The 22,190-nt window shown below is 57.8% G+C and carries 21 protein-coding genes; 8 read left to right on the top strand and 13 right to left on the bottom strand.

The features are described from left to right. Positions 1-2: 2 nt before the first annotated feature. Positions 3-206 (top strand): ubiquitin-like protein Pup, encoded by a 204-nt coding sequence (locus tag CSQ86_RS03160; RefSeq protein ID WP_100493615.1) that lies wholly within the window; start codon positions 3-5, stop codon positions 204-206. Next, positions 206-1,702 carry a Pup--protein ligase gene (gene pafA, locus CSQ86_RS03165; protein ID WP_100493616.1) on the top strand — a complete coding sequence of 499 codons (1,497 nt, stop codon included), beginning with the start codon at positions 206-208 and terminating at the stop codon, positions 1,700-1,702. The genes CSQ86_RS03160 and pafA overlap by 1 nt, the downstream gene beginning before the upstream one ends. Before the next feature lie 79 nt (positions 1,703-1,781). Here pafA and CSQ86_RS03170 read toward each other — a convergent pair whose 3' ends face one another. The 12 genes from CSQ86_RS03170 to CSQ86_RS03225 form a co-directional block, all read right to left on the bottom strand. Further along, positions 1,782-2,063, bottom strand: a complete 282-nt coding sequence (locus CSQ86_RS03170) for an HU family DNA-binding protein (RefSeq protein ID WP_003830278.1) — start codon at positions 2,061-2,063, stop codon at positions 1,782-1,784. 258 nt (positions 2,064-2,321) lie between these two features. Next, entirely contained in the window at positions 2,322-4,781 is a 2,460-nt protein-coding gene (locus tag CSQ86_RS03175; RefSeq protein ID WP_423734803.1) for a lysylphosphatidylglycerol synthase transmembrane domain-containing protein, read from the bottom strand. A gap of 62 nt (positions 4,782-4,843) precedes the next feature. Then, positions 4,844-6,280, bottom strand: coding sequence for an adenylosuccinate lyase (purB, locus tag CSQ86_RS03180; RefSeq protein ID WP_100493618.1), 1,437 nt, complete (start codon positions 6,278-6,280; stop codon positions 4,844-4,846). Positions 6,281-6,442: 162 nt separating this feature from the next. After that, positions 6,443-8,050, bottom strand: a complete 1,608-nt coding sequence (locus CSQ86_RS03185) for a PGAP1-like alpha/beta domain-containing protein (RefSeq protein WP_165773711.1) — start codon at positions 8,048-8,050, stop codon at positions 6,443-6,445. 2 nt (positions 8,051-8,052) lie between these two features. Beyond that, positions 8,053-8,382: a hypothetical protein gene (locus CSQ86_RS03190; protein ID WP_100493620.1), complete on the bottom strand. Its 330-nt coding sequence runs from the start codon at positions 8,380-8,382 to the stop codon at positions 8,053-8,055. 147 nt (positions 8,383-8,529) lie between these two features. Beyond that, positions 8,530-9,024, bottom strand: coding sequence for a DUF6466 family protein (locus tag CSQ86_RS03195; RefSeq protein WP_100493769.1), 495 nt, complete (start codon positions 9,022-9,024; stop codon positions 8,530-8,532). Positions 9,025-9,101: 77 nt separating this feature from the next. Continuing rightward, positions 9,102-10,139, bottom strand: coding sequence for a vWA domain-containing protein (locus CSQ86_RS03200; protein ID WP_100493621.1), 1,038 nt, complete (start codon positions 10,137-10,139; stop codon positions 9,102-9,104). After that, positions 10,136-11,194, bottom strand: coding sequence for a vWA domain-containing protein (locus CSQ86_RS03205; protein WP_100493622.1), 1,059 nt, complete (start codon positions 11,192-11,194; stop codon positions 10,136-10,138). Before CSQ86_RS03205 ends, CSQ86_RS03200 begins: the two co-directional genes overlap by 4 nt. Beyond that, the gene (locus tag CSQ86_RS03210) at positions 11,191-11,748 is read right to left on the bottom strand and encodes a hypothetical protein (protein ID WP_100493623.1); all 558 of its coding nucleotides are present in this window, start codon (positions 11,746-11,748) and stop codon (positions 11,191-11,193) included. The genes CSQ86_RS03205 and CSQ86_RS03210 overlap by 4 nt, the downstream gene beginning before the upstream one ends. Continuing rightward, entirely contained in the window at positions 11,745-12,692 is a 948-nt protein-coding gene (locus CSQ86_RS03215) for a DUF58 domain-containing protein (RefSeq protein WP_207761543.1), read from the bottom strand. The genes CSQ86_RS03210 and CSQ86_RS03215 overlap by 4 nt, the downstream gene beginning before the upstream one ends. Beyond that, complete coding sequence (locus CSQ86_RS03220) at positions 12,689-13,780, bottom strand: AAA family ATPase (RefSeq protein ID WP_165773712.1); 1,092 nt, start codon at positions 13,778-13,780, stop codon at positions 12,689-12,691. The genes CSQ86_RS03215 and CSQ86_RS03220 overlap by 4 nt, the downstream gene beginning before the upstream one ends. An 85-nt stretch (positions 13,781-13,865) precedes the next feature. Then, on the bottom strand, positions 13,866-14,555 hold the full coding sequence (locus tag CSQ86_RS03225; RefSeq protein WP_100493625.1) for a uracil-DNA glycosylase: 690 nt from the start codon (positions 14,553-14,555) through the stop codon (positions 13,866-13,868). A gap of 113 nt (positions 14,556-14,668) precedes the next feature. Here CSQ86_RS03225 and CSQ86_RS03230 point away from each other — a divergent pair, with 113 nt between their 5' ends. The 3 genes from CSQ86_RS03230 to groL all read left to right on the top strand — a co-directional run bounded on the left by CSQ86_RS03230 (position 14,669) and on the right by groL (position 17,771). Further along, complete coding sequence (locus CSQ86_RS03230) at positions 14,669-15,352, top strand: LytR C-terminal domain-containing protein (protein WP_100493626.1); 684 nt, start codon at positions 14,669-14,671, stop codon at positions 15,350-15,352. Positions 15,353-15,656: 304 nt separating this feature from the next. Further along, on the top strand, positions 15,657-15,896 hold the full coding sequence (locus CSQ86_RS03235; protein WP_033890233.1) for a cold-shock protein: 240 nt from the start codon (positions 15,657-15,659) through the stop codon (positions 15,894-15,896). Between the two features lie 249 nt (positions 15,897-16,145). Then, a complete protein-coding gene (gene groL / locus CSQ86_RS03240) occupies positions 16,146-17,771 on the top strand; it encodes a chaperonin GroEL (RefSeq protein ID WP_033890234.1) in 1,626 nt (541 codons plus the stop codon). Positions 17,772-17,959: 188 nt separating this feature from the next. On the opposite strand, the gene CSQ86_RS03245 is transcribed toward groL, so the two are convergent. Further along, positions 17,960-18,250 (bottom strand): WXG100 family type VII secretion target, encoded by a 291-nt coding sequence (locus CSQ86_RS03245; RefSeq protein ID WP_100493627.1) that lies wholly within the window; start codon positions 18,248-18,250, stop codon positions 17,960-17,962. A 225-nt stretch (positions 18,251-18,475) separates the two neighbouring features. On the opposite strand from CSQ86_RS03245, the gene CSQ86_RS03250 reads away from it, so the two are divergent. The 3 genes from CSQ86_RS03250 to CSQ86_RS03260 are packed head-to-tail and all read left to right on the top strand — an operon-like array spanning position 18,476 to position 22,133. Then, positions 18,476-19,255, top strand: a complete 780-nt coding sequence (locus CSQ86_RS03250) for a TPM domain-containing protein (protein WP_338069972.1) — start codon at positions 18,476-18,478, stop codon at positions 19,253-19,255. A gap of 52 nt (positions 19,256-19,307) precedes the next feature. Next, positions 19,308-20,039: a response regulator transcription factor gene (locus CSQ86_RS03255; RefSeq protein WP_100493629.1), complete on the top strand. Its 732-nt coding sequence runs from the start codon at positions 19,308-19,310 to the stop codon at positions 20,037-20,039. A 21-nt stretch (positions 20,040-20,060) separates the two neighbouring features. Beyond that, positions 20,061-22,133: a HAMP domain-containing sensor histidine kinase gene (locus CSQ86_RS03260; RefSeq protein ID WP_423734794.1), complete on the top strand. Its 2,073-nt coding sequence runs from the start codon at positions 20,061-20,063 to the stop codon at positions 22,131-22,133. Positions 22,134-22,190 lie beyond the last annotated feature (57 nt).

The following is a 22,190-nucleotide window of genomic DNA, read 5'->3' on the forward strand; positions in this document are numbered from 1 at the left end:
ATATGCCACAGCAATTCGAACAACCGCAATCCCAGCCACAGGAAGTCCATGAAGAGGACGCCCTCACCGCTGCGCAAACCAATCAACAGCAGCAGAGCGACGACCAATCCGATGTGCTGGACAGCATCCTTGACGACATCGAATCCACGCTCGAGACCAATGCCGAGGAGTACGTTAACAGCTTCGTGCAAAAAGGCGGCGAGTGATGCCCCAATTGCGTGATAGCGGTACCCGTACCCTCCACGCCACAGAACCCGTGCCATCCGCTGAGATGGACGGGTTCTGCCGTATTTTCGGCGTGGAAACCGAATATGGAGTGGCCGTGACCGGAGCTGAGAAGCCCGTGGACGCCGGACAGGTGGCTATGACCATGTTCCAGCCCATTGTTTCCCGCTCTCGCTCCACAAACACGTATCTGACCAATGGTTCCCGTCTCTACCTCGACGTCGGCTCGCATCCCGAATACGCCACCGCCGAGGCGCGCGACCCTTATAAGGCGTTGGCCCAGGACCTCGCCGGCGAACACGTGATGCGCAACCTGGCCCTGAAGGCCCAGCGCAAACTGCGCGAATCCCATGGCGAACATGCCACCATCCACGTATTCAAGAACAATGTGGATTCGGCCGGTCATGCTTTCGGATGCCATGAGAATTATCTGGTTCGTCGTTTCGTGCCGTTGGAAGCCATCGAACATCAGCTGCTGCCATTTCTCATTACCCGTCAGCTGTATACCGGTGCAGGCCGTATGACCCCCGACGGCTTCCAGATAACCCAGCGCGCGGATTTCCTGGACGAAGCCGTCTCCTCGGCCACCACGCGCTCGCGTCCGATGGTCAATACGCGTGACGAACCGCATGCCGATCCGGATTCATTCCGTCGTCTGCATGTAATCATCGGTGACTCCAACCGTTCACAGTGGGCGACATGGATGAAACTTGCCGTAACCCATCTCGTACTGTGCGTCATTGAAGATGCCTTCCGGCAGGGCGTCTCTTCCGGTTTCGAAGATTGGGCGTTCGCTGATCCTGCCGCCGCTAACCGTGCGGTGAGTCGGTTCTTGGATATGCCGGATGCCGAGCTATTGCTGGCTTCTGGCGAATCCGTGACCGCACTGGCCTTGCAACGCCGGTACTATGCCGCTGTTGCGTCATTTGTTGCCAATCATCGTGAGATGATGGATGCCGCATTCGCCGGTGAAGCTTCCGGGTGGAATGTTGCTAATGCTGCTGTCTCACCGACGGCTGCGATATTAGGGCAGTGGAATCGCGTGCTCAATGCTTTGGAACAAGGCAATTATGATGCACTCGCCGATTGCGTGGACTGGGTGGCAAAACGACGGATCTTTGACGCACTGCATCGTCGCCGTCCGAACGTGACCTTCGCCCAATTGGAGCAGTTGGAACTCGACTACCATGACATCGCCAACGGACGACTCTATAGTTCGCTGGCCGATCGCTCGCAGATACGCCAGCTATTGACCTCCGATGAGATCGAACGCGCGGTTCATGAGGCCCCCCAGGATACACGCGCTGCACTGCGTGGCCGGTTCGTCGAAGCGGCCCTTGCCTCCGGTGCCCAGTTCTCCGCCGATTGGACTCATCTGGCTGTGACCGCTCCCGAACGCCGTGAGGCAGTGCTTCTGGATCCATTCAACGCTGCATCCACTCCGGAATTTGATGCGTTGATGAGTGCGCTGCAATAAAGCAAAACCCCGACCGTCATGGTCGGGGTTTTGCTGATTATCTCGCTGCGAAGCGTTTGGGCTCGCTAAAAGCGAAGGGTCACTCGGTGACGGCCTTCTTCAGCAGGGAGCCAGCGGAGATACGCACGCCGTAGGAAGCCGGGATGTTGATGGTCTCGCCGGTACGCGGGTTGCGGCCGGTGCGAGCAGCGCGCTTGACGCGCTCGGCGGAGAAGAGGCCGGTGAGCTTCAGGCCTTCGCCGGACTTCATAGCCTCGACGAACACATCCTGGAAGGCGTTAACAGCAGCCTCGGCCTGGGCCTTGGTCAGGTTGGACTTCTGGGCAATCTTCGAGACGAGATCAGACTTGTTGTATGCCATAAAGCATCCTTCTTGAGTCAGTGGGCAGGCACGGTTGCCTGTCCGTGTTCATCACATGATGATAGCGCATGGACCTGCCTAAACCCGCATTTTATAAGGCTTTTCACATCTTTTTTCCGTGATTCTTCGTCAAATTCGCTCACTAGATGGAAGTTGGCCCACAATAGGAAGGCCAGAGCGCGGATTTATTGACGATTTGCTTGTTTTTGGCACTGTGATATTTTGAAACCCCCTTTATTCTGAAGGCTTTTCAAAATATCACACAAGATTATGCTGCGCCAGCCATTTCATGGCCGCAGCACCCAGTGGGATGCGCAGCCAGTAGAACACCACGCGATGTAGCAATGTTGCGGAAAGAGCCACGGCTTGGGGGACGCCTACGGCGACAAATGCAAATGTCAAGGCCGCTTCCACGCCGCCCAAACCACCTGGGGTCGGGACTGCGGAGCCAAGTGCGTAGGCCAGCATGAATACGAACGTGGTCTCAATTGGATTGGTGGAATATCCGAACGCCTGCAGAGCGGACCAGAATGCCAATCCAGTGGTGATGTTCTGGAACAGTGCGCCAGCACAGCTGATGGCAAGCTGCTTGGGTTGCGACAACACGTCGAACAGTTGGTTGATATAGGTTTTGGCGAGCGGCATCAGCTGCTGCATCACCCAATGACGTACCGGTGGAATCATCATGGCGATGGAAAGCACTACGACCACTGCGCCAAGCACAATCACTAACGTATTCGTGGGAATCGCGCCGGACAGCATATTGCGGCCGGTGAACATGCCGATAAGCACCAGCATGGCGAAATACACCACGTAATACACCACTAGTGCGGCGCTCATAATGGCCGTTGCCGTGGTGTTTCGATATCCGGATTTCCTCAGGAACTGCAAGTTCACGAAGGAGGGGCCAACACCGGCCGGCATGGACACGGTGGCAAAGCCCCCGGCAACCTGGCTCATGAATACGCCGAGATTATTACGGTTGCCGCGATTCATCAACGCGCCCAACGAAACAGATGAGCCGGCCCATCCGCATACGCCGAAAATCAGCGTCACCACGGCCATGATCGGATTTGCATTGGTGAGCGCATCGATGATCTCCTCCGGCTTGAGCTGGGTGAAGACCACGGCCACGGCCACAATGACCAGCAGCATCGTAATCATAGAGCGCCAAGAGAACCGAGCCAACGTCACTGGTTCGGCGGCTTCAGCGGTATCTTCATTGGATAGAGCGGTAATGCTGCTGCGCAAGGATTTCAATAACTGCTTGTCCCAGGAATCCAGTGCACGTGTGGGGGAGGGGACGGCGACTTTCTGAATGAATGGGGCAAGCGCCGACAGCGTCAAATCGCTCCATGCCTCACGGGCCGCATCGATGGCTGGTTGCACGCCGATCAGCGCGGCGAGCAGGGACAGCAACTGCACTTTATCGAGTGCGGTGTTCGCCGAGCTGGATGCGTTATCTCCATTCAACCAGCCTGCGATAACAGGAGTGCCGTCTTCAAGACGCGCCAGTGTATCAGGTGTGATGCGACGATGGGTGTAGCCGCGACGATTGGCCACTGATAGATACCGCATATACGCCACGGCGTCGGCTTTGGTCAATGTCTTGAGATTGGCGGGCATGGCAATCGTGTGCGCATCCAATACCAGGATGGCGGATTCATCAGTATCGGCGATGCCAAAGGGTGCAGGGGCTGGAAGCTTGATATTGTGCAATCCCAGCAGCATGGAGAAATGATGCTGCACGGCGTCTCGCACGGACTTATCCCGTCGGATGGACACGCTGGTAAAACGAATCCAATCCCAAACCTGTTTCAGATAGCCGACCGTATGCGTCTGTGCATCGATTACCGACACAATGAATTTACGGCCGTCAGTGGTCTCAAGATCATAAAGACGCGAGCCTGCGGTCAGATCATCCTCCAACGAGGCAGCCAGCGATCCGCGTTTGACTATCACCGGCTCCTGATGTCTCATCAGAGTCGCGGTATCGAGGCCGATGCTTTTGAGAGCCGTTACCAGTGGCATGCCCCAAATGCCTTTGTTCTGAGTGCCGACGGCGAACCGGATGAGCATGCCCACGGTGCGTCCGGCGGCCATGGAAACCAGCATGCCGGTAACCGAATGCCAGGAAAGCACCACCATCACCACTGCGGTGACGTACAGGATATTCCAACTCCACTTCACACTGGAGCGGGTGCGGCGAGGACCGGCGGCCGTCAGAAATGCCGCCATACCGGCATACATATCCGGCAGAAGGCCCGAACCGAATGAGGTGGCTGCGGAGGCCAATGCCAAGGCGAGCGTCTGATCGTTAAGTCCGCTGATTAGTGTGGAAATGGCCCATACAGTGCCATAGCCGGCAAGCATGGCGATAGCGGAGACGGCGGCTTGCAGCCATTCTCTCGCCACCAGAATCTGCGCCAGCACAATAACCAACATGATGATGGTTACCAATTGGGTCAGCACGGTGGAAGGATAGTTGGCCAACCAGTTGATGGCCTGCGCTGCGGTGTGTGCATCGGATTCGACACCACGGGTTATGCCGCCCATGAACACGGCGAACACCATCACGATAGCTGCAGTCAATAGAGCTATTGCCGCTCTGGTTAGATCTGCGAAATCACGGGTGCGACGAGGCGCCACATCGTCGATAACCGGTTCTTCCACCTGAGCTCCTGTTCGATGCTGAAATGAAGGGGTTGTGCTTCCAATGGTAAGGCGCGTACGCAATCGCGCACGCGCCTTAGTGTGTGTCTGCAAGACTTTTATGCGATTCAGCGGTCAAACGCTACCAGCTTGGAAGCCACACCGGTGTAGGTGGCTGGGGTCAGGGCCTTCAAGCGAGCCGCGGTTTCAGGGTCGAAGGACTGCTGATCGATGAATGCCTCGACCTGTTCCTTGTTGATCTCATGGCCGCGCATCAGCGCCTTGACCTTCTCGTACGGCTTGTCCATGCCGGGCAGACCGCGAAGTTCGCAGGCGCGCATGGCGGTCTGGATCGGCTCGCCGAGCACCTCCCAATTCTCATCCAGCTCGCGGGAGATCACATGATCGTTCGGGTGGATGGACCGCAAACCGCCCATCAGGTTGTACAGGGCCAGCTGGGAGTAGCCGAGTGCGGAACCGATGTTGCGCTGGGTGGTGGAATCGGTCAGATCGCGCTGCCAACGGGACTCCACGAGGGTCGCGGAAAGGGTGTCCAACAGCGAGCAGGAAATCTCGAAGTTGGCTTCGGCATTCTCGAAACGAATCGGGTTCACCTTGTGCGGCATGGTGGAGGAGCCGGTGGCACCCTTGACCGGAACCTGGGCGAACACGCCACGGGAGATGTACATCCACACGTCCACGCACAGGTTGTGCATGATACGGTTCGCATGGGAGACGGTGGAATACAGCTCGGCCTGCCAGTCGTGGGATTCAATCTGCGTGGTCAACGGGTTCCAGGTCAGTCCCATGCGGTTGGTCACGAACTCGCGGGAGACGGCGATCCAGTCCACATCCGGGCAAGCGGCCAAATGGGCGCCGAACGTGCCGGTGGCGCCATTGATCTTGCCCAGGTATTCCTGATTCTCGATGTGCTTCAACTGGCGGTTCAGGCGGTACACGTAGACGGCGAGCTCCTTGCCGAGCGTGGTAGGGGTGGCCGGCTGACCGTGGGTCAAAGAGAGCAGTGCCTTGTCCTTGTATTCCTCAGCCTTGTCGGCCAGATGGTCGATGATCTCCTTGAACGCCGGGGTCCAGACGTTCTCCATGGCGTTCTTCACGCAGCGGGCGATGGAGAGGTTGTTGATGTCTTCAGACGTGCAGGCGAAGTGTACGAGGGTCTTCAACGCATCGTTGATGTTCGTCATCTCGGCCGGGGCCTTGGCGAACTGATCGTCGATATAGTATTCCACGGCCTTTACGTCGTGATGGGTCACGGCCTCATGGGCGGCATGCGCGGCGATGCCTTCAGCACCGAAATCTTCCGGGATGGAGCGCAGGAAGGCCTTCTCCTCCTCGGTGAACGGGTGAACGCCGTCAACAATCGGCTTGTTGCCGTTGCCGTCGAAGCCGTTGGCCAGAAGAATCATCCACTCGACCTCGACGCGCATACGTTCACGGTTCAAAGCGGGCTCGCTCAAGTATTCCACGAGCGGGGCGGTGGCGTTATGATAACGGCCATCAAGCGGGGTCAATGCGATTGCAGGGGAAATATCAGTAAGCTTCATAATCCTCTAGGGTACTTCCAGCCGTGAACCGGCAAATCCGGATGCATTGTTCTACGTGTTGAGCGGCTGATGGGTGCGTTGACGAGAAACACCAGGAATATCGCCTATTCATTGCAGCGTCATCCGAGTCAGAGCCTATACCATTCCGAACCATTGACGTATTCAGTGGAAGGTGCTGATTTCCTCTGAATGGTCAGATGGGGCTTGGATAGTGCTGGCGGTCATGCGCCCTTGGAAGTAGCGGGTTTCCTTGAGCTCGCCGCTGATCACTCCTTGGAAATGAGACTCATGCCGTTGTAGCGCGGGTGATCCCAGGTCGGTGGCGTTCTGATAGGCGGCCTGATGATATTTGAGCCAATGGCTTATCTCTCGGCCGTTGGTGGGCCCTCCTGCCACCGGCGCAGCATCGTATGGGGTCGCTCCGTAAATTGGCGTCGCTCCAGGTGTGCAGGAGCCGTCGGCATTCACGCTGCTTGGCGTGGCTTCGGGCGCAGGGGAGACATGCCCGCGAACGGTGAGCCAATTCTTCGTTGCCGGGTTCGCCGCTCCATCCAGCGCGCCGACCAGCTCGTCATCGATTTCCACGCTGGTCACCCACGTATCGGAGGGAATGGGATGATTCGCGACCGGCGAGCCAGCGGTGACCACATGTTCGATGTTGTATTGTTCCGACCAATCCGATGCTATGGTTGCGGCCACGATGCCGCCTTGCGAATGGCCGATCAACGCCACTGGTTCGTCGGCTCCGATGCCGGCCTGCTCCATGGCCTGCGTGACCATACGCACGCTATCGGCGCGTATTCGGCGTTCTTTGTCCGAGCTCATCAGCTCGACGTTCTGCTCCCAGCCGAATGGAGAGTCCGCCTTGCCGTCCGTACCCGGGATGGTGACCAGCCATGCGCTGGAACCATCTGATTTCTCGTATCGTTGGATGGCTATGGTGCCGTATTCAAGTCCGCTATCAAGGTTTATCTTGCCCAAACGCTCTTCAGCCAGCCGCCGCAGGTTCTCCATCGAGGTGCTGACGCTGTTGCTCGCCCCCACTACCTCATTGCGCGCATAGACCTCGGTGATATCGATATGATTGCCCTGCACAATATCCTTGATCGGCCCTGATACCTTGGCGATGTTCCCGGCACCTTTATTCACTTCGTCGGTATGCGCCACGCCCTTGCCGATGGGTACACCGCCGAGTAATGCTCCCGCACCGCTCATCACACCCTCCTGAAGGGGATACGTGGACGTAGACATCCACGAGGCGTTTGGTCTGCCTTCTATAGCCCAACCTGAAAGAAGCCCACCAAGGGCGACCGCCGCGGTTCCTATTGCGGCATGACCGGGTTTGAACTGGGTACCGGCCTGGATCAGTTCGGTGAAAGTACGTCTGGCTTGCAACTCGGCTTCGGAATACAAGGCGTGCGCACGAATCAGCAGACTGGCCGTATCGGCAAGATCGATGCTGAGCTTGCGGCATGCCAGGGCATGGTCCTGACATCGTTGCTCCAGTGCCGTGTATGAGACGGTTTCATGTCCGGCCGTTTTCATCAATGGGTCTCCGGACGAGAGCGTGGGGCACAGCGGCGCGCTGGTCCTATGTGATTGCAACTGCAATGCCGCATTACTCCATGAGACGGAAAGCATATCGAAACCGGATGCTTCGGCATCAAGTGCCTTCGCGATGGCCGTATATTCCTCCAAAGTGGCCGGAGCGTAGCCTATCCCACCGTAAATCGAGGATTCCACTTGCCAGTAATAGTTCGTTTGTGTCATGACTAACTCCATGCCAACTGATGTGTGGTTTGCATGTGCGACGCCAGCAGCTGCGAGCTGTTTGCCAGCTCGTCCAATCTGGAACGGAAAAGGTTTGCGGCATTGCCGGTCCAGACGATGCTTTTGGCTTGAGCGGAGGCCGCGGAAAGGCGCTCGCAGACGGCCAGCGTGGCTGATTGCTGCACGCCGATGAGATCACGACTGCGTTCCACGGCTTTGTGGCATGGGCAATCGCCGTAACTGAACGGCGTCACCGTGTTACCGGCGAACCCGGCTGTGGAATCGACCGGCGCTGATGACGGAAATGCGCTATAGGTGTTGAAAATACTCATGAATCCACTTAACGGGATATAAGAGTAGTCTGTCCATCCGAATCAACCTATGTGGTTCGAGCTTATGGAAAAAGGGCTGGTTTATACACATTTGTTGTGCATAAACCAGCCCTAGGCCATATTGCGGTACTCGTCATCACAGAACCATCACCAAGGCTTGGCTGCTCCGCTGCCCTTGTTCTGCTGGGTCTTCTGCTCTGACTTGGTGTTGGATTGCGTGTCGGTGGATTGCTGATTGGCTTTCATCAGCTCTTCAACCTGTTTCTTCTGCTCCTCAGTCAGTGCGCCGCCTTTTTTGGCGTTGGATTTCGACGTATTGCCGGCCTGCTGAGCCGCAGTCTCACTGCTGACATCGCCGTTTTGCTGCGCTTCAGCCTGTTTGAGCGTGATTTTGGTCAATTCCGAGGAAATGGAAGCATTGGCATCGATCGCATCACGGATTTGGGGCAACAGCACCGCGCGCATTTGCCCGGCCTCAGCGAACTGGGCATCGGTCTGTTGCTGCTGCGCATGCAGTGTAGTGATGTCAGTGGATTCCTGCTGAGCCGCTTTGATATTCGCATTGAGCGTGCTGGTGGCCTGATTGAACTTGGCGGCCGCCGAAAGATTCGCTGCCGCAATGCCGGCTACTGCTACCAACACAATCGCTGCGATAATCAACGCGATGCGCACGCCGAGCGATACACGGGCGCGGAATGCGGGAGTGGTATCAGATGCGCTCATATCAACCTCCTTGACGTGGCAATCCAGGCTCCCAATTCCCAAGCGAGCAAGAGCGCCGCCGCAATGGCGAGCGGCCACACCACAGGCGTGGTGCGTGTTCGTTCCTTGGTCGTAGTGGTGACTCGCCACTGCTTGGATGCCTTGGATGAGGTTTGCGAAGCCAAGGTGGTTGTGGCATTCACCGCAACATAGGTACCGCTGATTTCATCGGCGATATCTTTGAGATTTTTCTCATCCATTTTCGAAATGCCGGGCTGACCGGTGTCCGGATCGGTAATCCATTGGTCGGTGGTGTTCGAATCCCCTGCGCTGACGCCATCAGCCACCACAGGAATCTTGCCGCCCTCAGCGGAGCCTACGCCAACGGTGAAGCCATCGTCCACATACTGCCGAAGTGAGGAGAACGAACGGCGGGTTACATTCGAGGTCTGTTCGCCATCGGTGATGATATACAGCACAATCGCATCATCAGGATGAGCGTCGCGAATGGATTTCGCCGTGACCAGCAGTTGATCGATCGGAGCGTCCAGACTGGAGCCGGAGGACACGGAAGTGGATTCCACGGCCAATGTGTCCGCCCAATTATCGATTGCCGGCGCATCTGGGGTAAGCGGCACGTCAAGCGTGCCGGAGGCGCCGAACCGTAGCGCGGCGAAACTGGCGTCTGCATATGCCGCCGTCACATCATGTACGGCTTTACGCGCGGCCTCGATGCGGGTAATCGTCTCATCGGAACCATAATGCGCATCGGCAACCGCCATTGAACCGGTGGTATCCACAGCCACAATCACGTCGGTGGCATTGATGGCTCGAGACGTGGTGGGAGCCACCACACTGGGAGTCAGCACCATGAATGCGGCAACGATCAGCAGTAATGTGCGGCGAGCGCATGCCCATGCCGTTTCATCGGTGGCGTTGGCTTTGCGTCTGCGCATAAACTGCGCGATTTCGCCCACGGCCATGAGTGCCAGCACGCCGGCGAGAATGCTGCCTGCGATCCAACCCAAAGCGGGGGAGAAGGTGAATCCATTCATCGCTTCAACCTCCAAGCACAGATCATCGCCACGATCATCGCCACGACCAACGCGAGCGTCCACCAGCCGGGGGCATCGGACATCGAAGCCTTGGCCTTGTTGCTGGATTCGGTGTCTCTACGCGATTGAATATCCTTCACAAGTTCGTTGACGGATTGACCGTTGGATTGGGTGAGGAACACGCCGCCATGAGATTCGATGGCCGACTTCATATCCAAGGTGGCCTGATCGCCTTCGCTGGATTTCGGGCCGGAATACAGGCCATCCACGGAGATCTTGGTCTGCTGTGTCAAATCAAGCGCCTCGGAGAGCGTATACGTGGGCTTGCCGGAAACCACATTATCGGTGGCCAGTACGATAGACGCCGCACGCTGGCGTTCGGCGTTCGCCGCCGTTGCGGAGCCGTAGGCGAATCCGGGAAGCATGGCGGCACAGGATACCACGCCATCGCCGATCAGCGATGTGGCGTCCTTGCGATTCTGCGTGCCTTCCAGCCAATCGGCGATTTTCTGATAATCAGCATCGGACATGTTGTCGATGTCATCCTGGGTTTCCACGCCTTTCAGCGCTTTGCTGGCAGCAGTGAGCTGCTTGGTGACCAACTCGTAATCATCGGTGAGCGGGAACACCGTGCGCGATGTGGAATTGAAAATGCTCAATCCGATGCGTTCGCCCTCGAAATGTCTGATCAGCTCAAGATAGGTATCAATTACTTCGCGATCATAAGGCAGTGTGGATCCGGAGACATCGAGGCACAGCACGATGTCTCTGCTGGAAGAACGCTCATCGCTGGCATCCACCTGCGAGGGGCGGGCCACCAATGCGATGCCTAGCGCAAGCGCGATCGCCAACATTGCCGCGGCCACGCGGTTCAATGCGCGCCACTGCCGAAACAGTTTGGAGGCATGCTCGGTGTTGAGGTCGTCGTCCAATGAGAATACAGCCTCATCGGCGCCGCTTGCGTGCCGGGAGAAGGCCATGATCAGCACGATTAATGCCAGCGATACCAGCACGCCGGCCAAAGCGGCCCAAGGCCAATGCCATGTGAGCATCATGAACGCCACCTTTCCACCAGGTTGGCAACCCATTCGGCAGCCTGATTAACGGTAACGGTTTGCGCGTGAATGTTGAATGCAGGGTCGGCGAACTCAGACGGATACAATGCCTCGATGGTTTGACGCAAGGTATCCAGACCCTGTCGATTCGTGGAAGTGCGGTCGATTCGCATCAGATCGGTTAACGTGCTGGAGTTGAGCGGTCGGCCACTGGCGTCGGAGGCGAAATCGCGGGCAATCAAGGCCAGCTGCGCAAAGGCCTCCTCGCGGCTGATTGTTCCTCGCCCATGCTGTGCGATGACATCATCGATGCGCGCATGCCACACCGCCTTGGATCCGGCATTGCGGTGCGCTCCGCGAAGCTGTTTGGCTTTACGTGGCTTGCGGGCAGGACGGGACAACAGAATCGCGGCAACCAGCAATCCAATGGCAAGAACAATGCACACGATGATGATCGCAATCAGCGGGCCGGTGACGGACAGCAGTCCAGTTGGATGCAGATCGCTTGGATCCGCGGCCAAAATCAATGTCGGTGATGGGACGAATGAGATCATGAACGATCACCAGCCAGCATCAATTCAGGTGCCTCACCGAGTTGATTGCGCGTGGTGCGCGCCAGAGCCACGGAAACCAGTTGCACGAAACGGTTGAACATATCCTCACTTGAGTCAGCTCGAATCATGAACGATCCGGTACGGTTCAGCTCCTGTTCCAAGGCGGCGGCAAGATATTGACGGTGGGTCGCAACCTGCTGGGCACTGACCTTGGAGCGCATGAACGCCGGCACTGCGCGATTGGTCGTTCCGTCCAAAGGAGCGGCATGGCCTTTGGCCAATGGCTTGAACGGATTGAGTGTGGCCACGTCGATCAACACGATCGGATGGGTGCGGGCAATCCGGCGGAATTGAACGAGATGCCGTTCGGCTATCGCAAGTTCATCGGTGGCCAGCACGATCAGCGCATGACGGTCCCTGATGCGGCGGGCATATTCAAGCAATGCGTCGATATTGCGCTTATGCTTCCATGCGCGCTGCAGCGATGCGTCCAACGTACGTTCGAACTGGGCGAAACCGCCGTTGAACGGGATTCGGGTGATACTCGACTCGTCGCCAAACACAATCGACACGTCATCGGCGCGGCGCAGCGACAGCGCCGCGAACATGCGCAGCGCATTGGCGGCAATTTCATACGCCTGCTCACCGGATGGGCATACGCCGGTCATCTCACGGCCGACATCCATAAGCAACCATACGCGGGAAGTGGAGAGTCTCTCGCGCTGCACCACCATAGGATGCCCTTGCCTGGCGCTGGTCTTCCAGTCGATCAGGCGAGATTCATCGCCAGGTTCATAGGCACGAACGTCCATGACGTCGCCATTGCCGCCGCGGCGGCCGGACGCGTGCTCGCCCTCCAGGACACCCAGCGCCTTACGCACGGTAGGCAGACTCATCTGGGTGCCGAGGGTCTCGATCTTTCTGCGGATGGAATCGGAACTCACGGAACAGGGACCGTTTCGACGATTTTGTCTACAATCTGATCGCTGATCACGCCATCTGCCAGCGCTTCGAATGTGAGCACGATACGGTGGCGCAACACCTCGTGGGCGAAGGCCTTGATGTCCTCCGGCACCACATAATCGCGGCCGGAAAGCAGCGCCTTGGCCTGGCCGATACGCACCAGGGCGATAGTGGCACGAGGAGATGCGCCCAGGCGAACCAGCGTGGAAAGTCCCTTGATCGGACGGGAGCCCGCGCCGCGGGAGGTAGCGGCGATATCTACCGCGTACTTCATGATGGCGTCCGAGACATGAACGCGCCGCGAAGCCTTGCGCAGGAACTCCACATCCGAGACGGTGATGCGCTCGCCGGTGATGGTGTCCGGGCCGATCATGTCCGAACCGCGGCGGGTGAGCATGGCCAGCATGCGCGCTTCTTCGTCGGCGGTCGGGTAGGTCATCACGGCTTTCATCATGAAGCGATCCATCTGGGCCTCAGGCAGGTTGAACGTGCCTTCCTCCTCGATGGGGTTTTCCGTGGCGATGACCATGAACGGCTGAGGCAGGGCGATGCGCTGGCCGCCAATGGTGGTGGCGCCTTCGGCCATGGCCTCGAGCATGGCCGACTGGGTCTTCGCGTTGGAACGGTTGATTTCGTCCAACAGCACGAAGTTGGCATGAATCGGGCCGATCTGCGTAGTGAACTTCTGCGAGGCGAAATCAAACACCTGGGTGCCGGTCAGATCCGATGGCATCAGATCGGGGGTGCACTGCACGCGTTTGAACGAACCGGATACGCAAGTAGCCAGCGTCTGCGCGGCGGTGGTTTTGGCCAGACCCGGCACGGATTCGATAAGGATATGTCCACCCGCCACCAAGGTGACGATGAGGGATTCGCGCAGATTATCCTGACCGACCAGCGTCTGGGAGAATCGGGAACGAATGGTATCCGCCAGCATACGTGCACGTTTGGCGTCGTCAAGGCCCAAAGGCGCAGCTGCACCCGGCGTGGGCGCTGCCATGGGGGTGGCTACCGGGCGCTGGACGGACGGTTGCGGAGGCAATTGCGGTTGCGTTGGGAACAAAGTCATGCCCACCACTGTAACTACCTACACTGACTGCCGGCTGTGAACACCGAAGTATTTTGGCGGAATTTTCAGCCTGAGGCCAATGGAACTACAGTCGCCAATCCACTGGTTCAGCGCCCATCGAAACCAGAGCCTGATTCGCGCGGGAGAACGGCTTCGAACCGAAGAATCCGCGCGATGCAGAAAGCGGGCTCGGATGAGGGGATTTGATGATGAATGCGTTCGTCAGCAGCGGTTCAAGACTTTGAGCATTGCGTCCCCAGAGAATCGCCACCAGTGGCTTCGGCTTGCCGTTTTCATCCACACGGGCGTTCAGTGCTCGGATGGCGGCTTCGGTGACCTGCTCCCAGCCTTTGCCCTGGTGGGAGTTCGGTTGCCCCACGCGTACGGTCAGGCACCTGTTGAGCAGCATCACCCCTCGTTCGGTCCACGGCGTCAGATCGCCATTGGGCGGCATCGGTACCCCGAGGTCGTCGACGAGTTCCTTATATATATTGATCAGGCTCTTCGGCAGTGGTCGGACATTCGGTGCCACGCAGAAGCTCAATCCCGCCGGGTGTCCTGGCGTGGGGTAAGGGTCTTGCCCCACGATCAGCACCTTGATGGAATCGAAAGGAATGGTAAAGGCTCGAAGCACGTTATGGCTTGCAGGAAGCCAAGGGTGGCCGGCGGCATTTTCAGCTCTGAGAAAATCACCCATGTGATGGATGTTCGGTTCCACGTCGGCCAGAGCCTTCGCCCAACCTGGTTCAACCAATTCGCTCAATGGTTTAATCATGATTCAATACTGTAGCCAAACGTGCATATACCGTGCATGGCAGGCGGTGTGGTGGCCCATTTCGTGCCGGACGGTTACACTCGTGGGTAGTTTTGCATTAAGGAGGGCGGCTTATGGCGCGCGACAAGGTGACCTACGAATCATATGAGCAGGACCTCTTCGATAATCCGCCGAAGGGTCCGGTGGGTGCCCATCGTGGTTCTCGTCCGCTTATCACCCGTATTGCACCGTTTATCATCGTTATTCTCGTTGCGGCATTGTGCGGTTTCGCTGCATGGGCTGTGAGCAGTGGTGAATACCAGAACCTGCTGAACCTGAAATCCGCGCAGTCCTCGACCGCGGCAAGCACGACCACCAAGTCCGAGAAGAAATCCGATACCAGCAAATCCGACTCCTCTTCTTCGGATTCCGCCAGCTCCTCGGATGCTTCCTCGAATACTTCCGATGCCTCTACTGATTCGGATTCCAACGCATCGTCTGATTCCTCGAGCGGCGATCAGAACACCCAGCAGCAGACTCAAACTGCGACTGTGAATAAGGCCACACAGGTCCGTGTGGTGAATGGAACCGGCGTCTCCGGATACGCAGGGCAGAAGGCCGATGTACTGCAGACTTCCGGCTACACCAGTGTCGATGCGGCAAACCCGACCGGTTCGTTGCCGTCCTCCACGGTGGTGTGGTACCAGAATGAATCGGATAAGGCCACCGCACAGGATGTGGCTAATACACTGGGCATCAGTGATGTGCAGCAGGTGCAGGGACTGTCCGTCCCCATCACCGTGGTGCTGATGAACTGAGACGATTCGGCGTCGAAAACGATGTTGAGAATTATGATGTATATCGAATAGCGGATATATCGCGATGCCGCCCTGGCCGGTTGCCGAGGGCGGCATTTTGCTATTGTTTTACAGGGGTTGGCGGATGACTTCCGCTCATTAATTGAGACGGTTCGCCGGTTGTATCGCCGTTGTGATTTGTATTGTTCCCTCTTCACGGTACAATCTTTCACTAGTCGCGAGGTAGGGGGAGCGCGATGCGGTTCTTTCTACGTTCCCTATTGGCATTTTTCGCGACGCCTAGGGAACAAAGGAAAGATCAAATATGGCACAAGGTACCGTAAAGTTCTTCCTTGCCAAGAAGGGGTTCGGGTTCATACAGCCGGACGGCGGAGGCGAGGACGTTTTCGTGCATTACGCGGAAATTAAGGACGACGGCAGCAACAACAAGTTCAAGATGCTGTATGAGGGCGATCGGGTGGAGTACACGCCTGTATCGTCCGGTAAAGGTACTCAGGCTAAGGACGTCGTCAAGTTGTCTTCTGGCGAAGAACGCCCCGAGTGAGTGGTTTTACCCGCAAAGGTGCTGATGAGCTCCGACTGGCAGGTTCGCGGTCGGAGCTTTTTTATGCCCGATTTCATGCCTATAGCGCAATCGCAAACGCGATTGTTGGCACTCTCGGCCGGTGAGTGCTAATGTCTCAGTTAGCACTCGGAGGTCGAGAGTGATAACCGGCAGCTGACGGCCGGCACTCGTTCTCGGCGCTTGCGGGTGATAACCGGTATACATAGCCATTTGGAGGAACACACAACCATGGCAAAGATCATTTCTTATGATGAGGAAGCCCGTCAGGGCATGCTGGAGGGCCTCGACAAGCTCGCCAACACCGTCAAGGTCACCCTGGGCCCGAAGGGCCGCAACGTCGTGCTTGACAAGACCTACGGCGCTCCGACCATCACCAACGATGGTGTGTCCATCGCCAAGGAGATCGATCTCGAGGATCCGTACGAGCGCATTGGCGCCGAGCTGGTCAAGGAAGTCGCCAAGAAGACCGACGACGTCGCTGGCGACGGCACCACCACCGCAACTGTGCTGGCACAGTCCCTGGTTCACGAGGGCCTGAAGAACGTGGTCGCCGGTTCCAACCCGATTGCCCTGCGCCGTGGCATCGAGAAGGCCACCGAGGTCATCGTCAAGGAGCTCGTCGCAGCTGCCAAGGACGTCGAGACCAAGGATCAGATCGCTGCTACCGCCACCATTTCCGCTGCCGATCCTGAGGTCGGCGAGAAGATCGCCGAGGCTCTGGACAAGGTCGGCCAGGACGGCGTCGTGACTGTTGAAGACAACAACCGCTTCGGCCTGGACCTCGACTTCACCGAGGGCATGCGCTTCGACAAGGGCTACATCGCCCCGTACTTCGTCACCAACGCTGACGACCAGACTGCTGTTCTCGAAGATCCGTACATCCTGCTGACGAGCGGCAAGGTCTCCTCCCAGCAGGACATCGTGCACGTCGCTGAGCTGGTCATGAAGACCGGCAAGCCGCTGCTGATCATCGCTGAGGACGTCGATGGCGAAGCTCTGCCGACCCTGATCCTGAACAACATCCGTGGCACCTTCAAGTCCTGCGCTGTCAAGGCCCCGGGCTTCGGTGATCGTCGTAAGGCCATGCTGCAGGATATGGCCATCCTGACCGGTGCCCAGGTTGTTTCCGATGAGCTGGGCCTGAAGCTCGACTCCATTGACGTGTCCGTGCTCGGCCACGCCAAGAAGGTCATCGTTTCCAAGGATGAGACCACCATCGTCCAGGGCGCTGGCTCCAAGGAAGACATCGACGCTCGCGTTGCCCAGATCCGCGCTGAGATCGAGAACACCGATTCCGATTACGATCGCGAGAAGCTGCAGGAGCGTCTTGCCAAGCTGGCCGGCGGCGTAGCCGTCATCAAGGTCGGCGCTGCTACCGAGGTTGAGGCCAAGGAGCGCAAGCACCGCATCGAAGACGCTGTGCGCAACGCCAAGGCCGCTATCGAGGAAGGCCTGCTGCCCGGCGGTGGCGTGGCCCTCGTCCAGGCTGCTGCCAAGGCTGAGTCCGACGAGGCTGTGACCTCGCTGACCGGCGAAGAGGCTACCGGTGCTGCCATTGTGTTCCGCGCCATCGAAGCCCCGATCAAGCAGATCGCCGAGAACGCTGGTGTGTCCGGCGACGTGGTGATCAACAAGGTTCGTTCCCTGCCGGACGGCGAAGGCTTCAACGCCGCCACCGACACCTACGAGGACCTGCTGGCTGCCGGCGTCACCGACCCGGTCAAGGTGACCCGTTCCGCTCTGCAGAACGCTGCCTCCATCGCTGGTTTGTTCCTGACCACCGAGGCCGTCGTCGCCAACAAGCCGGAGCCGAAGGCTGCCGCCCCGGCCGCTGGCGCTGACATGGGCTACTGATCCAAAACGGATGAGGCGATAGCCTAGGCTGGCTTAATGGCTGATAAGGGGGAGTCTCCTACGGGAGATTCCCCCTTTTTCCATACATACGGTCCTTCTGACGAACGGTGTTGACCATAGTGGTGGCCCGTTCTCTGGTTCCCCTGTTGAGAGGAGTCAGAGAACGCAATAAGACAGAGAGACCGCCACTACTGCACAAACAATCGTGAAGCGGCGGCTTCCGCGTCGGCATAGACCGTCGATGCCGAAGCCAACGAACGCTGAATGGATTCCAGCGAGGCTTCCATCTGCTGCTGTGCCGCACGCCACTGTGCCGCAACCGAAGTAAATTGGCTGGCCGCCGAGCCTCGCCATGCCTCCTGCAAGGCATTGAGATTGGTGTACATGCCGCTCACGGCCTGGCGAATCTGGCTGATGGATTGGGCCACGGCGGCGGAGGACGATTGGATTCGTTCCGAATCCACTTGATACTGGGGCATGGTAGCTCCTTTCATAGGAAGAATGGTTTTCGTTTTTTCGCAACGCGTTCGGCATTGCGAATACCGAACGCTAAGGTGGAGCCTATGGCAAATTCGAATTGGGCACCCATACAAACGACCAATGTGGTTCCAGCTTGCGCTGATGCTGATGAAAATACCCGTAGCATGGCAAGGAAATGGCTGATTTGCGCCGTTGCCATGCTTGTCGCATTGGTGCTCAGCTGTGTGTGGATAACCGCATATGCCTATGGGGATAACTCCGACGGCAGCGGCAATGATTCGAACAGTTCGAACAGCGGCGTCACCATCACCGATAACATCACCGATACAGAGAATCTTCTGGGCTCCCATGCCGCAGAGGTCACGGATGCCATCGCCAAAACCGAACAGGAAACCGGCGTGCATGTGCACTTGCTGTATCTCTCGAGTTTCAACAGCGACCAGACGCCGCAGAAGTGGGCCAGCACCGTGCTGGAATCCACAAATCCGAAGCCGAACACCGTATTGCTGGCAGTCGCTTCGAACGACGGCAACCTGGTGGTGGCCGTTTCCTCGAATTCCGATGAATGGCTCAAAAGTCAGGAGACAGTAGACAAACTATCGGCAGCGGCGCAGGAACCGCTGATGAAAAGCACACCGGATTGGCCCGGTTCCGCAACCTCCATGATGGAACAGATCGTCCAGTCCAAGAAGACCTCCACCTCCAGCTCGTCCGTTACCATTGGCGTGATCGTCATGATCGTCGTTCTAGTGGTGTTGCTCATCGTAGTGGCATTGATGCTCATCATTCGAGTTCGCAGTAAGGGCAAGAAGCCTCGTCGCGCCAATCGACAAGCGCTCTCCAGGGATGAGAAGAAGGCTCGCAAGGCGAGGATCGCACAGCGCAAAGCCCAAAGGAAGGCGCGGCAGGCAGCTGGAGAAAAGGCCGAGACAGCCGACGAAAATGAAGAATCAGGTTCGGAATCGAACATAGAATCGCTGGATGAAGAGCGAGACAACGAATAACTTCAAGCGGACATTCAGGAAACGCTCAGACGAACAGGCCACTCTAGGAAGCATGAGTAAGCCTATTGAAGCATCGATTGTTGTTGTTGACGACGAGCCGTCCATCCGTGAACTGCTGGTTGCCTCGCTGCATTTCGCCGGATTCGAGGTGAACACCGCGGCATCCGGTTCGGAGGCCATCGAGGTGATTGAAAAGGTCCAGCCCGATCTCATTGTGCTTGACGTCATGCTGCCTGATATCGACGGTTTCACCGTGACCCGTCGTATCAGGCAGGAGGGCATCGACTCGCCGGTCCTGTTCCTCACCGCTCGTGATGACACCCAGGATAAGATCATGGGGCTGACCGTGGGCGGCGATGATTACGTGACCAAGCCATTCAGCCTCGAGGAGGTCGTGGCACGCATTCGCGCCATCCTGCGTCGTACGCGTGAGCAGGTGGAGGATGATCCGATCATCCGTGTGGCCGACCTTGAAATCAATGAGGACTCCCACGATGTGACCCGAGCCGGTCAGCCTATCGATTTGAGCCCCACCGAATACAAGCTGCTTCGCTACTTGATGGATAACGAGGGGCGTGTGCTGTCCAAGGCGCAGATCTTGGATCATGTCTGGCAATACGACTGGGGCGGGGATGCCGCCATCGTGGAGTCGTACATCTCCTATCTGCGCAAGAAGGTGGATGGCCTTGAAGTCACCGACGAGAACGGTGAGAAGCACAAGGTGACCCCGCTGATTGAAACCAAGCGAGGCATCGGCTATATGATTCGTGAGCCCAAGCACTGATTCGTTGAAATTAATACGCCTATGAGTGAACCACAGCAGCAGCCGGGAAAGCCGGCTCCAGAGACCACTGCGCTCCCAAACGCCGCTGGCGCGCCTATGGCGCAGCGTGTCAAAGAGCATCACGAACGCAAGAAGAACATCTTCTTCCAGCATTTCGACCGCATCTCCCTGGGCGGCAAGCTTATGGCCGCGACCATTGCCGTGCTGCTGGTGGGCATCACCGTCATTTCATTCTCATTGCGCACCTTGGTGGGCAATTACATGCTGGAGAAAACCGATACCCAGCTTTCCCAGCAGAGCGACCTGGTGTTCCAGAACATCGATTTGCTTTCCAAATCGGATACGTCCAGCGGTCTGTCCGGTCCGAATTCATATTTCCTGCAGATCCAATACACCGATGGGACCACCGATTCCGATGGCAAACCCTTGGTGGTGACCCCATTGTTGCCGCAGTTGCAGGACGGCATCGTTTCGGTACCAGTGCTGCCCACCTACGGCAATACCGATAGCATCACCTTGGGCAAGGTGTTCACGGCTCCGGCTGTCGCGAGGCAGATCGTGGAAGTGCAAACCAATGATTCCGGGTCGTCTTCCAACGGAACCTCCAATGGAAACGATGATTCGGGTAATACCAACGGCAGCGATGGCTCAAGCAGTCCGGATTCATCCGGGGGACCGGCAACCGACCCGGCCCCCAATGGTTCCAGCTCCTCCGGCTCGGTGACCAAGATTCTCTCTTCACCAAGAGTGAATGCCAATCGCGCCGCGGTGTCGGCGGCCAGTGCGCCTTGGCGCATCGTTGCCAAGGAATGGACAGCGAAGACCAGCAATGGCGGCAAAGTGGTTCGCGGAGTGGTGTATATCGGACTGTCCATGTCCGATCAGATCGACACATTGAAAACCCTGACCCAATACTGCATCGTGGTCGGCATCGCCGTGGTGCTGCTTGGCGGATCCCTATCCACGCTGATTATCCAGCGCACACTGATGCCGTTGAAGCGCATGGAGAAAACCGCTGCGAAAATCGCCGCGGGAGATTTGAGCCAGCGTATCCCATCCGCTCCGGAGAATACGGAAGTCGGTTCGCTTGCCGCATCACTCAATACGATGCTGACGCGAATAGAAGTCAGCTTCCATGAGCAGGAGGAGACGACCGAGAAGATGAAGCGGTTCGTTTCCGACGCCAGCCATGAGCTGCGTACGCCTCTCGCCGCCATTCATGGCTATGCGGAGCTGTACAAGATGCAGCGGGATATGCCTGGTGCATTGGAGCGTGCGGATGAATCCATCGAACATATCGAACGGTCCAGCCAGCGTATGACCGTGCTGGTGGAGGATCTGTTGTCATTGGCGCGTCTGGATGAGGGGCGCGGCATCGACATCACCGGTAGTGTGAACCTTTCCTCGCTGGTTACTGATGCCGTGGATGATCTGCATGCACTCGATCCGGATCGCGCCATTGCTCGTGACCGTCTGGAACTCGTCCCCGCGCAGGATCTGAGCCATCCTGCCTCGCTGCAGACGATAAGCGGCAATTGGGATGCCGTCACTTTGCCGGGAGACGCGTCTCGCTTGCGCCAGGTGGTGACCAACATCGTCGGTAACATTCACCGATACACCCCTGCCGATTCCCCGGCGCAGGTGGCGCTCGGCGTCATGCCTGCTGCCATAGATCCGCGGCAACTTGCGCAAATGCCCACCACGGAAGCCTCTATGAGACGTTTTGTCGAGGCGGCTGAAGTCGGCCAATCCATGCAGACCGGTTATCGATATGCCGTGCTGCGCTTTGCGGACCATGGACCAGGCGTTCCACCGGAATCCCGCTCGAAGATCTTCGAACGGTTCTACACCGCCGATCCCTCCCGAGCAAGGCAGAAAGGCGGCACCGGATTGGGCATGGCCATCGCCCAATCGGTAGTCAAGGCGCATCATGGATTCATTTGCGCTACCGGAACCGAGGGCGGAGGACTGACTCTCACGGTGATTCTGCCTGTGGAGCGTATGAACGCAACGCCTCTGGTGCAGCCGGCAACCGCCAAGCCCAAGGAATCCAAGCCGAAGACCTCTTGGTTCGGCGGTGAGCGTAAAGCGTAAGCGGCTCCTCCAAAGTGGCGCAGGTCAAGGCCTGTGAGGTACACTGTTCCTTCAGTT

The sequence above is a fragment of the Bifidobacterium felsineum genome, from assembly GCF_002802915.1.
In the GTDB taxonomy this organism is placed as follows: domain Bacteria; phylum Actinomycetota; class Actinomycetes; order Actinomycetales; family Bifidobacteriaceae; genus Bifidobacterium; species Bifidobacterium felsineum.